The 14,327-nt window shown below is 32.8% G+C and carries 13 protein-coding genes and 1 tRNA gene; all 14 read left to right on the top strand.

Going from position 1 to position 14,327, the window contains the following annotated elements; genetic code table 11:
• The first annotated feature begins 3 nt into the window (after positions 1 to 3).
• The 14 genes from AABD74_RS03220 (at position 4) to AABD74_RS03155 (ending at position 14,016) form a co-directional block, all read left to right on the top strand.
• Positions 4 to 981, top strand: a complete 978-nt coding sequence (locus AABD74_RS03220) for a hypothetical protein (RefSeq protein ID WP_232681870.1) — start codon at positions 4 to 6, stop codon at positions 979 to 981.
• Complete coding sequence (locus AABD74_RS03215; RefSeq protein ID WP_406844651.1) at positions 941 to 3,298, top strand: hypothetical protein; 2,358 nt, start codon at positions 941 to 943, stop codon at positions 3,296 to 3,298. The genes AABD74_RS03220 and AABD74_RS03215 overlap by 41 nt, the downstream gene beginning before the upstream one ends.
• A 9-nt stretch (positions 3,299 to 3,307) precedes the next feature.
• The gene (gene mce, locus AABD74_RS03210; RefSeq protein WP_053473314.1) at positions 3,308 to 3,712 is read left to right on the top strand and encodes a methylmalonyl-CoA epimerase; all 405 of its coding nucleotides are present in this window, start codon (positions 3,308 to 3,310) and stop codon (positions 3,710 to 3,712) included.
• A 146-nt stretch (positions 3,713 to 3,858) separates the two neighbouring features.
• Positions 3,859 to 3,932: transfer RNA gene (locus AABD74_RS03205), tRNA-Ile, on the top strand.
• A gap of 129 nt (positions 3,933 to 4,061) precedes the next feature.
• Positions 4,062 to 4,883 (top strand): hypothetical protein, encoded by an 822-nt coding sequence (locus tag AABD74_RS03200; RefSeq protein ID WP_406844650.1) that lies wholly within the window; start codon positions 4,062 to 4,064, stop codon positions 4,881 to 4,883.
• A 180-nt stretch (positions 4,884 to 5,063) separates the two neighbouring features.
• Entirely contained in the window at positions 5,064 to 5,399 is a 336-nt protein-coding gene (locus AABD74_RS03195; RefSeq protein ID WP_406844649.1) for a helix-turn-helix domain-containing protein, read from the top strand.
• An 86-nt stretch (positions 5,400 to 5,485) separates the two neighbouring features.
• A complete protein-coding gene (locus AABD74_RS03190; RefSeq protein WP_406844648.1) occupies positions 5,486 to 6,718 on the top strand; it encodes a primase-helicase family protein in 1,233 nt (410 codons plus the stop codon).
• Between the two features lie 109 nt (positions 6,719 to 6,827).
• On the top strand, positions 6,828 to 7,919 hold the full coding sequence (locus tag AABD74_RS03185; RefSeq protein ID WP_406844647.1) for a toprim domain-containing protein: 1,092 nt from the start codon (positions 6,828 to 6,830) through the stop codon (positions 7,917 to 7,919).
• 122 nt (positions 7,920 to 8,041) lie between these two features.
• Entirely contained in the window at positions 8,042 to 8,422 is a 381-nt protein-coding gene (locus AABD74_RS03180) for a plasmid mobilization protein (protein ID WP_406844646.1), read from the top strand.
• Positions 8,419 to 9,435, top strand: coding sequence for a relaxase/mobilization nuclease domain-containing protein (locus tag AABD74_RS03175; protein WP_406844645.1), 1,017 nt, complete (start codon positions 8,419 to 8,421; stop codon positions 9,433 to 9,435). Before AABD74_RS03180 ends, AABD74_RS03175 begins: the two co-directional genes overlap by 4 nt.
• Before the next feature lie 16 nt (positions 9,436 to 9,451).
• Positions 9,452 to 10,003 carry a hypothetical protein gene (locus tag AABD74_RS03170; RefSeq protein ID WP_406844644.1) on the top strand — a complete coding sequence of 184 codons (552 nt, stop codon included), beginning with the start codon at positions 9,452 to 9,454 and terminating at the stop codon, positions 10,001 to 10,003.
• Positions 10,004 to 10,166: 163 nt separating this feature from the next.
• Positions 10,167 to 12,602: an arylsulfatase gene (locus AABD74_RS03165; RefSeq protein ID WP_406844643.1), complete on the top strand. Its 2,436-nt coding sequence runs from the start codon at positions 10,167 to 10,169 to the stop codon at positions 12,600 to 12,602.
• Between the two features lie 680 nt (positions 12,603 to 13,282).
• Positions 13,283 to 13,903 (top strand): zeta toxin family protein, encoded by a 621-nt coding sequence (locus AABD74_RS03160; RefSeq protein ID WP_406844642.1) that lies wholly within the window; start codon positions 13,283 to 13,285, stop codon positions 13,901 to 13,903.
• Positions 13,855 to 14,016 carry a hypothetical protein gene (locus AABD74_RS03155; RefSeq protein WP_406844641.1) on the top strand — a complete coding sequence of 54 codons (162 nt, stop codon included), beginning with the start codon at positions 13,855 to 13,857 and terminating at the stop codon, positions 14,014 to 14,016. The genes AABD74_RS03160 and AABD74_RS03155 overlap by 49 nt, the downstream gene beginning before the upstream one ends.
• Positions 14,017 to 14,327 lie beyond the last annotated feature (311 nt).

Below are 14,327 nucleotides of genomic sequence, written 5' to 3'. Positions count from 1 at the left end.
GTAATGGTTGTTTTGTTTTCTGCCTGCAGTAAAAATGACAAACCTCTAATTGCTTTTTATTATTGGAAAACCAATTTGAAGTTTTCTCAAACAGAAAAGGAAGTTTTAAAAGACAATGACGTTCACAAATTGTATGTTCGTTATTTTGACATCGGACTTCATCCTGAAACGCAATCTCCAATTCCCATAAGTCCAATTCATTTTCAGGAAAATACCCAGAATTTTGAAATTGTTCCTGTAGTTTTTATTCAGAATAAAGTAATGCTGCAAACCAATCTTGATATTGAGGATCTGGCTAAAAAGACCATTCGTTTAATTGATGAAATAAATAAAAAGAATAAAATTAATTATGCTGAAATTCAAATTGACTGCGACTGGACCTTAAACAGTAAAGACAATTATTTGAAGTTTATTGAACAGATTAAAAAGCTTTCGCAGAAAAAACTCTCAGCAACAATCCGGCTTCATCAGGTAAAATATTTCAGAAAAACGAAAATCCCAAATGTAGATCACGGTGTTTTGATGTTTTATAATATGGGAACTATTGCGCCGGATTCTCTAAATTCTATTTACAGCAAAAAAATCTCGGCCAATTATTTAAAGAGTTTAAAGAAATATCCACTTGATCTAGATTATGCATTGCCGATATATTCGTGGGCAGTTCACATTAGGAATCAAAAAGTTATTGGACTTCGTTCGAAACTGAATTTCAGCGAACTCAAAAAGGATAAAAACTTCGTTCAGATAAATGCTGTTTTTTTTAAAGCCAGACAATCAAATTATAAAAATGGTGTTTATTATGAAGAAAACGATCTCCTTAAAATAGAATCAATTTCTGCCGAAGATTTAAAAGAAATGGGAGAAGATTTAAGCGAAAACTCGGCGAAAGCCCCAAAAGAAATTATATTTTACGATTTAGACGAATTCAATTTAAAAAGTTATGAAAAGAATATTTTTGAGCAAGTTATTTCTTGTTTCTAGTGCCACGATACTTTCTGTTTACGGAATAATATACGCCTGCGGCGGCGGAGACGATTGGGATTTTTTCGGCTACAATTCTAATTTCACGCCCGAAACTTTTGCAGATAAATCGTATTCACCCTTGTTTTTAGCCGGAGATATTTTTTACGGAGTTGGTTTTGATACCAAACATAATTCGCGTTTCAATGAAAACATAAAATCAGATTGGGGAACTTATCTAAAAGGTGTTGTTGATACTATGACGGTAAATTATTTTTTAATTGGAGATGATAAGCCAAGATACTATTCTGATGAAAAAAACACGATAAAAAACAAAGAAGAAATTACAGATTTACATGTTTTTTATAAAAACAAAAAGCAAAATCCTTCCTCTATAAAATGGGGTAAAAAAATGCCTTTGAAAGACGCAAAAGTGAAAAGCTTTGTTGAGTTTTTGTATTTGGCACAAAAAATTGAAACCGTTTCAATTGGCGAAGATTATTGGAGTTATGATCCTGTTGTGGCCAAAACTTTTAATGATTCGCAGATGATCCAGTCGATCGAAAATGTTTACAACACAACTGCAGATCCATTCTTGAAAAACAGATATTGGTTTTTAACGATGAAAGCTCGTTTTTACAGTAACAGTAAACAAAAAGCAATTGACTTTTTTAATAAAACCGAGAGTTCTGTTCCTAAAAACGTATTGTATTATCGTGCACTTTCGTACGTTGCCGGAATTAATTATCAGCAGAAAAAATATGCAGTTTCTAATTATTTGTATGCACAGGTTTTTGACAAATGCCCGGAATTGAGAATTGTAACGGCGTATAGTTTTCATCCAAAAAATGAAGCCGACTGGACAAAATCGCTGGCAATGGCAAAAAATAATAAAGAGAAAGCAGCGCTTTGGGCGATTCACGGATTTTATAAAGATGAAAAACAGGCCATTGAAAAGATTTATGAATTAGATCCAAAAAGCGAACATTTAAATTATCTGGCAACGAGATTGGTAAACAAGCAAGAAGAGGCACTTAATAATTCATTTCAGCAAAAGGCAGAAGAAAATCAGCCGGTGAAAAACCAAACGATTGCCGAGAATAAAACCGAAAACCAATCTAAAATGGATAAAAGTGCATTTGATTTAGTTGCCAAAATTTCGGCAGCAGATAATACGGCAAGACCTTATTTATGGGATTTGTCTTTGGGATATCTGCAGACTTTAAAAGGTGATTATGCAAATGCTGATAAAAGTTTTGATAAAGCGGTAAAAACACTCCCTAAAACAGAATTGGCGGGAATGCAGCTTCGTTTGTTACGCTTTGTAAATAATTTGAATAAAATTGATAAGCTGACGGATAAAAACGAGAAAACAATTCTGGCCGATTTAAACTGGCTGTATTATGAGCTTCCAAAAACGTATAAAGGAGGAGAGTTTCGTTATCAAAACGCTTCTTCATGGAGCAGAAATTATTTGTCTGCGCTTTATAAAGGAAAATCAGATCCGGTAATGGCGGAGATTTTTGGAGAATCGCGTTACAGTTATTGGAATGACGGAAATGCGTTTTATGATAATGAAAAGAATCTGCTGGATATAAAAACATTTTTGGCAAAGCCAAATAAAACCGAGATCGAGAAAATTGGAGCCGGAATTTATAGTTTGAAATTGAAAGATATCAGTAATTTTCAGGCAGTTCAGGCAACTTTTAAAAATAAAATTCCCGAAGCAATTGCTTTTATGAAGGAAACAGATTCTGTTCAATATTATAAATTTTTAGGGAATCCGTTTAACGGAAGCATTAAAGATTGTCACGATTGTGATCATGCGGCGTATCAAAAAAGGAAATATACTTTTATTGATTTTTTAAATACAGTAAAAGAAATGCAGGATAAACTGGCTCAAAAAGAAGATGTTTACACAAATAGTTTATTGCTGGGAAATGCATTTTATAATATTTCGCATTTTGGAAACGGAAGAACTTTTTATGAAATTAGTATTGTAGGTTATGGTTCAAGTCCGTATTCGTTTAGAGATTCCATGAAAAAAATGATTACCAATTGTGACGTTTCTAAAGCTTATTATCAAAAAGCACTTCAGGCAGCAGCGACAAAAGAGCAAAAAGCAAAATGTGTGTATTTGATTTCGAAATGCGAGCGAAATGAATATTACAATAACAAATACAATAATGTTACAAATTGGTGGAGTGTTGAGGGTGATAAAATTAATTTTATAGCTTGGAACGGTTTTAAAACTTTAAAAAAGGATTATTCAGATACTCAATACTATAAAGACGTAATTGCTGAATGCGGTTATTTTAATACTTACATTAATCAATAATAGAAAGTCATGGTTAATAAAATAGAACATATCGGAATCGCGGTAAAAAACATGGATGATGCCAATGTATTGTTCGAAAAAATGCTTGGCGTTCCATCTTATAAAATGGAAGCGGTAGAAAGCGAAGGTGTTTTGACTTCGTTTTTTCAAACCGGAAATAACAAAATTGAGCTTTTAGTGGCGACAAACCCGGAAAGTCCTATTGCAAAGTTTCTGGAAAAGAAAGGAGAAGGAATTCATCATATCGCTTTTGATGTTGAAGATATTCATGCCGAAATTTCTCGTTTAAAAAATGAAGGTTTTGTGCTGATAAACGAAGTTCCGAAGAAAGGCGCCGACAATAAATTGGTAGTTTTCCTGCATCCAAAGAATACAAATGGCGTTTTGGTTGAGCTTTGTCAGGAAATTAAATAAAAAACATCACTTTTTGAATTTAAATAAGGTCTTGAAAATCAATCTTGTTTTTAAAACCGAGGCATTGAATTGAAATTAAATGCAAATCATGTCTTAAAATATTTGGAGTGAACGAAAAATAGTAGTAATATTGCATCCTCTAAACCGGTCCTATAGCTCAGCTGGTTAGAGCACCTGACTCATAATCAGGTGGTCCCTGGTTCGAGTCCAGGTGGGACCACTAGTAAAATAAAGCCTTCGCAGAAATGTGGAGGCTTTTTTGTTTTCTTATGACGAGCATTTGACGAACATCAATTGTTTTATAATCAATTAGTTTTGTTTACTTTTATATAACTTAATTGATTGTAATATGACCATTTACATTTACGTCTTGTCATTTCTTCTAATTTTTGCAAGAATTCTTGTTCCTGTATATTTGCTTTTTAGATTATTTTTCATAGTTAAACCTCTGTTTGTAAATTTATATTTTGAAGAAAAATTTAGATATTATGTAGGAATCAATAAAAGTAGGCTGTTGATCTTGATTGTAATTTTTCTTTTATCATTTTTATTAGGAGTCTTTCTTGGTAAAGAAGTTTTGAGTGTTTCAGAAAGTTACAAAATCTTATTGAATCTCTTTTTACTAGTTCTTACTCAATTTGTATTGTTTTATATGTTTGAAATAAAAACGCCCAAGAGTATTTTTAAAATAGTAAAAGATTGTTTTGAAAACCCTAAGGAAATATTTAAACAAAGAGAAGTTGTTTTTGAAGAAAGTAATGTAACTGGATCAATAAATCAAAATGGAGTAAATTTTAAAGATGCTGTAAATCTAACCAATGGAGATATCATTAAACAGGTTCATCGAAGAGAGTTTGATCTAATAATAGAGAATTATGTTAGTATTTTTCGGGATAATTCTTCAATCGAGAATCTTTATAAGCTGTGCAATGGAATTGAAGTAAAAGAAGGGTCAATTTTTATAAATATCGATAATAAAAGAAACTCAAAGCAGAACATAGTAGAAATATTAACTTCCCTTTTCAATATTCAAAAAAACTGGAATTCTCAAAGTAAAGATAAAACAAATACAAAAATTATTGATTTTTTGAATAAGTATATCATAATAAATGATGCAGATAAAATATTGCATATTAACGATTTCACACGATTATTTGTGAAATCAGTTTAGACTCTATGTAAAATGTTATTACTACATTATGTTCTTTTTTAATAAAATAAGCTAAAGTGATTCATCCTGCTTGGGAATTTATCATTATTGATTATTTTAGATTTGTAAATTGTTTTTACACGATTTTTTACATAACTAAACCTCCGTAAACTTGTTTCATAATTCAAAAAACATAGAATCATGGAAACAAGTAATTTTACTTCTAAAATTGATCGATTAGAATTGATCATATTGGACTTAGCAAAGAAGCAAGATGCATTTATTGAAAAAGTATTGATGAAATTATCTTTAAGTAGTAAGGATATTTATTCCTCTGAAGAAGCAGCCGAATTTTTGTCAATCGAGGTTAAGTACATTTATCAGCTCACCCACCAACGAAAGATTAGGTATACAAAGAAAAAAGGTCAAAAGAAAATCTATTTTAGAAAAGTCGATCTGATCGATTATTTAAATGGAGATATTATCAGTACTTCTGAGGATCTTGAAAGGGCTAATGCTCTGTCTTGGAAAAAATAATGTACTCAGTTTTTTAAGCGGAACCAATCAACGAACTTTTTTAATCAAATCTTTACGGATTTTGTAGAGGTTGTAATTGTAGTGTTATGAACTTAGATATTCCTTATATCCGAGTAGGAACTTCCTACTTTAAAATCATAGATAAACCTTTAATTTCTGGCGACAAAGTAAAAGTAATGGTTCGGTGGAATCGCGAAACAATCATTACGGATCACGGAAAATCGTTTTTAAACGATATATCCAAATTAGACGGGTTTTGCTGTATCCCTAACCATTTTGGTTACGAACAAATTGTTGATGATTTCTATAATACGTATCATGAACTTCCAAATCAACCAACCGGTAAGGGTTTTTCGATACATGAACTCGAAAAATTGATTCCGAATTCATTGGAGTTTATCCATCATATTTTTGGAGATCAAACGCAATTAGGCTTGGACTATATAAAACTCTTGTATGAGAAGCCTACGCAAACGTTGCCAATCCTTTGTTTAGTAAGTAAAGAGCGATCGACAGGTAAAAGCTCCTTTATAAAGTGGCTGAAAGCTATTTTCGGAATGAATATGACTTACATAAAAGGCGATTCGTTTGGCTCGCAGTTTAATTCTGATTGGGCAAGTATGTTACTTGTAGCAATTGATGAAGTCTTTTTTGATAAAAAGGAAATTACAGAACGTTTAAAGTATCTATCTACGACCGACAAGGATAAAATAGAAGCAAAAGGTAAGGATAGGCAAGAAATTGAATTCTTTGCAAAGTTTATTCTTTGTTCTAATAATGAAGATAATTTTATTCAAATAGACGAAGAAGAAATCCGTTTTTGGATTCGTAAAATTCGTACTATAAATACAGAAGATGTATTTTTTCTTGAAAAACTAAACAAAGAAATTCCCTATTTCTTAAAGTACCTCCAAGCTAGGAATTATTTTTCTCAACAAAAAACGAGAATGTGGTTTAAACCCGAACAGATAATGACTGCCTCTCTATTAAAGCTTGTAAATCGAAATAAGGAAGAAATACTTATTCTTGAACTCATACATGAATGCTTTGAGAAAATGGAAGAGGATGAATTAAAATTAGCTCCTAACGATATTTTTATTCTACTAAGAAAGCAAAACAACAGACTGAATATTTCTGCTAATGAAATAAGAAATATTCTCAAACGATGGGGTTTTGCGCCTGAAGATAATACGAAGTCTTATTGTGGAATCGAATTATTGTCCCATGGTGAATATGTAAAAGTAGATCGGAGAGGACGTTTTTATACGATAAAAAAAATTTTGTTCTATAAAATATTTGATGCTTTGATGCAGGATTGATGTAAAGTGCTGTAAGTGAGTTGAATACACCTGAGTCAAAGCCTGCATCAAACTAAAAAAAGATCTTTTTTGATGCAAAACTGATGCAGCGGAAAAATAAAGTGATGCAATGATGCAACCATTGATGCAGGGTAATCGTACTAAAATCAATGCATTAGACGGTATTTGCATCGAAGTATCAAAAAAAAGTAAAACAAAAATTCTTTTTTCAATAGCAAATGAACAGACTTGTACCAATCAAATAGAAGATTTACAAAAAATAATAATTATGGAAAAGTTCAATTGTAAAATTGCAAATGGAATTGATTTAGTCAATTATCTTGAAACATTAGGGCATGAACCATCAAAAATAAAAAATCAGGATTATTGGTATTTATCTCCATTCAGAAATGAAAACACACCCTCTTTTAAGGTGAATCGAAAATTAAAAGTATGGTATGACCATGGGCTAGGCAAGGGAGGAAATGTAGTTGATTTTGGAATTGAATATTTTAGATGTACAGTTTCTGAATTTTTACAGCTTTTAAATGGAAATGATATCTCTTCCGCTATAAGTTTATCAATTAAGAGTAATAATCGACAACCTTCTAATCTAAGTTTTGCTAATGAAAAAAAAGATAGCCTCCCTGATAAAATTGTCCTAGTTGATGTACGGATATTGGAAAACAAAGTGTTGCTGGATTACTTAGAGAAGCGGAATATTCCGCTCGAAATTGCAAAACAGCATTGCAAAGAGGTTGAATTTTCTTTAAATGCAAAAAAGCAAACTGCTATAGGATTTCAGAATAATGCAGGAGGATATGAATTGCGAAGTGAAAATTTTAAAGGCAGCAGCTCACCAAAAGACATCACTTTTATAGATAACCAGGCAAAATCAACAGCAGTTTTTGAAGGCTTCTTCGATTACCTCTCTTATAAAGTAATGAACGAAAAATCGATTAACCCACAAACAAATTTCCTGATACTTAATTCGCTGTCCTTTTTTAACAAGTCCATACAGTTAATGGAAAAACACGAGCGAGTAAACCTCTATTTAGACAGGGATACAGCAGGTCTGAAATTAACTGGTGAAGCTCTGCAAAGACAACCTGATAAATATACCGATCAAAGCTTTTTATATGACCAGAAGAAAGATTTAAATGAATGGTTAAATGAGGCACAGAAAGTTAATCGAAGCCAAAATTTTAGGCGATCTATATGACGTCCGAGTGGTAGCCAGCTATGTTTTGGTAAAACCAAAACGCTGGCTCATCTCATGCTGCCGCATTCGTTGAGGGGATTTTTTTCATGCTGCCGCATTCAAAAAATAAATGATGAAAGATTATGGAAGAACAGAATGGAACTAAAAAAAACAGAGGAGGTCGACCAAAAAAGGCAATTAAAAGAGACCAACTGATGGCAATTAAATGTACACTCTACGAGCGTAAAATAATTGAAGCCAAAGCTAAAAAATCGAATCTTACCGTTTCCGAATACCTTCGTGAAATCGGATTAACTGCAAAGATTGATTTCAGAAGTAAAGCCCTTCCAAAGGAAATTTTAAGCTTTACAGGAGTGCTCAATCATTTGGCAGCCAACCTGAATCAGATAGCAAAAAAGAGAAATAGCAATGATGAATTAAGCCCGCTTGAACGGGCAGAATTAAAAGTACAGACCGGGCAGGTTAAAGATCTTGCTATTCAAATTAAAAGCTTTATGTCATGATAGGTCATGTAAGTATAGGCAGCTCTTTCTACCATTGTATTAGCTACTGTTTGGAGGATAAAAGAGAATTGTCTGAAGAGAAAAAACTTACACTTGCAATACAAGATCATTTGCAGCATAAAGATCGAGCAGAAGTATTAGAATACAATAAGTGCTTTGGGAACAAGTATGAACTTACACAACAGTTTAAGGATGTTAGGAAATTAAGCAGGCGTGTTGAAAAACCAATGTTACACCTGACCCTACGTTTAGCTCCAGAAGATATATTGACCAAAGAACAATTTAGAGAGATTGGTAGGGAATGTGCTAAGGAGTTCGGTATAGCAGACAATCAATACATCTGTGTACTGCATAATGATACCAAAGAACAGCATATTCATATTGCAGCTAATCGAGTAGGTTTTAATGGCAAGGTTGCCAGTGACAGCAATAGTTATAAACGCATGGCTGAACTTTGTCGTCGTCTTGAAAAGCAATATGGTCTTCAAGAGGTATTAAGTCCAAAGGCATTCCTGTCTCCTAAAGATAGATTATTGCCTCGCCATGACAGTAGAAAAGAAAAATTAAAAACCGATATTCAACAGGCATTAAAGTCTGCAAGTTCTTATTTAGTATTTGAAAGACAAATGCTGAATTTGGGTTATAAAGCCCTTAAAGGGAGGGGGATTTCTTTTATAGATGATAAAAAAGTAAAAATAAAAGGGAGCGAAATTGGTTTTTCATTGGTAAAAATTGAAAAAATATTAAGTCAGAATCAACATCCAGTCATGAAAAATACGGGGGAAGAAAAAAAATGTAATACAGATAGTACTTTAGTATTCAATTTTTTCAATACAGGGAAGAAAAATGAAGAAAAGCAAAATTATAATTCAGATAGTTCAGGAGAGGTTGTTAAGCAGGCTGTCGTGGTTATAGGTCAACTAATGAATTCCGAATACTCGGCTGATTACATTGATCCTGAATTACAGAGGATTCCTCAAAAGAAAAAAAAGAAACCAGCATTAAGAAGATAACATTAAAAATAATAACATGGAAACAAATGCTAACAAAGGTCATATAGAACGAGAGACGTTGCAATTAGTACTGGAGGAATTTACACAGGAACAGAAAACAAATAACCAGCAAATTGGAGAACTTATTACTGCGGTTAATACCGTAGGCGATAAAATCGATGTATTTGAAAAGGAGTATAAAACAGAAAAAAATGTTTCGCAGCCATTAGATATTAGACCAATAGAAGCTATCCTACAAAAAGGTTTCCTGGATATAAAATTTATGATTGGCAGACAGCCGAAAAGTATTACCAAGAAATTTCAGGTTTTGTTATTTCCGGAACAGGACGCAAAACTGTTTTACAAAATTGTTTTTGGAAGGTGGTTTTTATGGCTTGTTATAATGGTAGCCATAAGTAATCTTTACAATTGGGGAATACATTATAGCGATAATAGTAGAGAAGTTGAAATGCAACAAATACAAAATGATAGGATAAGAGAAGCTTGGGAGTATATGTATGCTAATAATGATAAAGAAATTAAAAAGCTAATGAAAAAAGCGTATATAAATTCGATGGAAAGTAAATGACATTAGTGTTTTTGCTAAAGTGGGATTTTAGTGAAAGTAAATTTCCTAAAATATAAAAATTGTTCTTTATTAAGGGAAAATAAGTTATAGATTATTATTTAAAATATGTTTTTTCTTAAATTAATTCTTAATTTTATATTAAATCTTTTAAAATCAGTAAAATATGAAGAAGAGAATTATAGAAGTAGTGTGCCGAAATCAGTACAAAATAGTTTTAATTATTATGTTTATGATTATTGGCACTGGTGGGGTTTTAGCGCAAGAAAATGGAACCCCACAGGTTTTGCCTCGTCCTGATTTTCATTTTCCTGGAAACGTTGGGAGAACTTATCTAGAATCAGATCCTCCTCAGTTTCCTCAACCAGCAAAAGCTCCTAAGGGAGCGCCAAATATTGTACTTATTTTATTAGATGATGCAGGTTTTGGACAGTTTAGCACTTTTGGAGGAGGAGTGCCTTCTCCTACAATGGATAATCTTGCTGCTGAAGGCTTGCGATTTAATCGTTTTCATACCACTGCATTATGTAGTCCTACTCGTGCCTCCTTGATTACAGGTCGTAACCACCATTCAGCATCATTCGCCGGTATCACCGAAGTAGCTACAGGCTATGAGGGCTATACTTGTATTCTTCCTAAGAGCTGTGGTACAGTAGGAGAAGTGTTAAGTCAGAATGGCTATACTACAGCATGGATAGGTAAAAATCATAATACGCCGCCATGGGAATTAAGCTCAGCCGGTCCCTTTGATCATTGGGCCAACGGATTAGGTTTTGATTATTTTTATGGATTTAATTCAGGTGATATGAATCATTGGAATCCTGTTTTGTTTGAAAACCGAAATTTGGTACCAGCTTCATCAGATCCAAATTATTATATGACCACAGATTTGGCAGATCATGCCATTTCCTGGATGCAAAAAACTAAAAGTATTGCTCCTGATAAGCCTTTCTTTTTATATGTTGCCCCAGGTGCTACCCATGCACCTCATCATGCACCTGCTGATTGGATAGCAAAATTTAAAGGTAAATTTGATATGGGATGGGATCGTTACAGAGAAGAAGCATTTGAACGTCAAAAAAAATTAGGTGTTATACCTGCTAGTACAAAACTTACACCGCGTCCTGAAAGTCTGCCTGCATGGGAATCTCTTAATGCTGATCAAAAAAAATTATATGCACACATGATGGAAGTATTTGCTGCCTATGGAGCATTTTGTGACGATCAGATGGGACGTATCATAAGAGCTGTAAAAGAGTTGCCAGATGCAGATAACACTATGATCGTTTATATAGCTGGTGATAATGGAGCAAGCGCAGAAGGTGGAATTGAAGGATCCGTAAACGAAATGCTATTCTTTAATGGATTTCCTGAAAAATGGCAGGACAACCTAAAAGTAATAGATGAATTAGGAGGCCCTAAACACTATAATCATTTTACTTCTGCTTGGGCTTGGGCTATGAACACGCCATTTCAGTGGACTAAACAAGTCTCTAGTCATTTCGGAGGAACCAGAAACCCTATGATTATTGATTGGCCGGAAAGAATTAAAGATAAAGGCGGATTGAGAAACCAATTTATGCATGTGATAGACATTGTTCCTACAATTTATGAAGTTTGTGGTATTACTCCGCCTACGGAACTTAACGGAATTAAACAGAAACCGATTGAAGGAACCAGTTTTGCTTATACTTTTCCTAAAGATAGTACACAGGCAAAAGGACATCATAAAGTTCAATATTTTGAAATGGGATGTACTAGAGGTCTCTATTCAAATGGCTGGATGGCATCTGCCACAGCATTTGTGCCTTGGAATCCAAATCGAGAAAGCTTTGATCCAGACAAGCAAAAATGGGAGCTTTATAACATTGATGAAGATTTTAGTCAAGCAAATGATTTGGCTGTTAAACAACCCGAGAAACTCAGACAATTGCAAGATCTCTGGTGGGTAGAAGCTGCAAAATATAATGTGCTGCCTCTTGATTGGCGAGGTTCCATAAGAATGAATTCTGAATTAATGGGAAGACCTACTCTCGTAGGAGATCGTAAAACAATGACTTATTATGATGGAACTAATGGTCTGCCTGATGCAGCAGCGCCTTCTATGCTTAATAAATCATGGACTATTACTGCAGATATTGAATTGAATAATGCCAGTGAAAATGGTGTTATTATTACTCATGGTGGTATGCAGGCAGGTTACGGATTGTATTTAAGAGATGGAAAACCAACATTTGTTTACAATTATCTTGCATTAGACCGAACTTCTATTGTGGCTACAGAAGCTTTGCCTAAAGGAAAACATAAACTGATTGTAGATTTTAGATATGATGGTGGAGGAATGGGTAAAGGAGGAACAATCACAATAACAGATAGTGGAAAAAAAATAGGAAGCGGTCGACTAGAAAAAACAGTACCAGTTCAGTTTTCTATTATTGAAGGAATAGATGTTGGTAAAGATGGAGGTTCTCCTGTTGACTGGACCTATAAAATGCCATTCAAATTTAGTGGTAAAATTGAAAAAGTGACAATTGATTTAGGAGTGGATACTAAAAAGCCTGAACCTATTCAATCGGTAAAAACAGGAAAGAGGAAAAGTTAATCAGATAAAAAAAATATAATGTCGGGATAATCGGGGGCTAACCAAAATGAAAGGAAAAGTAGTTCGTATTATTTTACTTTAACTTAATGGTCTTTTTGTTTGCGCATTAAGTAGATCTATTTCAATTTATAATAATTTATAGAAAGAAGTATCTAAAACTCGCACTCCAGTGCGAGTTTTAAATTAAGAGGTTTAGCTACAGTTAGATTTAATCTCTTTAGAATTTTCGAAAGTCACATGTTTTTTTTAAACCTCTATTATAGCTGTAAATTCTTGTAAAACAGATGGTTCAGTTGAAAGGACTAAAATACACTCGTTCTGAATTTAAGTTAAGTAATAAGGTATTGTTTTACAGTGCCTTATGGTTTTATTTGGAATATGAGACATGTAAAAATATTATGACCAGTTTGATATTCATGGGATGATTGATCCGCTAAAGACATTATTTCCAGATTAAAAATTGAATCCGTAGACTATTAAAATGAGTGTGATCTGCAACTAGCTAAATGAGAAGAATATTTCTTTAGAAAGAGCGGAGGAATTAGGTGAGCATAAATAGCCAGGGACTATGAAAAATATATTATAGTGAATAGTTCTCAATAGAGAGAAATGATTAATAGCTATTTCCAAGTATATAAAAATAGCATTTATTAAATTTGAAATTTCTTATCTTTGTAATAATGAGTAAAAATCTATATATAATCGCAGGTTGCAATGGAGCGGGTAAAACGACTGCTTCGTTTACAATACTTCCTGAAATATTAAATTGCAAAGAGTTTGTAAATGCTGATGAAATAGCCAAAGGGCTTTCTCCATTTCAACCGGAAAAGGTAGCTTTTGAAGCGGGGAGAATAATGCTTCACAGAATAAATGAATTATTAGCTAATAACGAAGTTTTTGCTTTTGAAACAACTTTAGCAACGAAAAGCTATAAACAGAAAGTGATTACAGCTCAGGAAAAAGGATATAAAGTGGTGCTTTTGTTTTTTTGGCTTAATAATGTTGACTTGGCTATTGAAAGAGTTAAGCTTCGGGTTCAAGAAGGTGGTCATAACATTGAAACCGATGTTATTAAGCGAAGATATAAAAATGGAATAACTAATTTATTTGATATATATTTGCCGATAGTTAATGAGGCATTGATTTTTGATAATACAGCAGTAAAAGCTGAATTAATAGCACAAAAGATATTAGGTAACGATATTGAAGTTAAAGATAAAATTAAGTTCGATAAACTCAAAAATAACGAATCATGGGAGAACACAAAACAACAACGACACCGACTCAGAAGAAAATTATAGATGCAATGGATAAAGTTTCTGAAAAATTAATTGAGTTTAAAAAGAAAAATAACAGCGATATAGTTGTTATGCAGGATGGTAAAATAGTAAGAATAAAAGCTTCTTCTTTATAAAATATTAATTCAATAATGATCTAAAGCCCTCATTCCTGAGGGCTTTTTTATGGGTATAAATAAGTGGATTATTTTATTAGCGAAATAATTAATTATATCCCATAATAGATTGAATAAGAGTAAATAAAAATTGTACAGTTTTTTAAAAAGTAGTAAATTGAAGTTCTGACGCAATAGTTTATGTATGATTTTGCAGCAACTATGAGAAAATTTTAGATGAATTAACAGATATAGGTTTTGAAAAAGAGGATTTTTTTCTCAAATATGTAAATCAAAATTGGCAGATTTGAAAACAATGTAATAAATCTGAC

This window comes from Flavobacterium soyae (genome assembly GCF_045348165.1).
Lineage (GTDB): Bacteria > Bacteroidota > Bacteroidia > Flavobacteriales > Flavobacteriaceae > Flavobacterium > Flavobacterium soyae.
The sequence above is the reverse complement of the archived record's forward strand: the minus strand, read 5'-3'. Positions and strand labels throughout refer to the sequence as shown.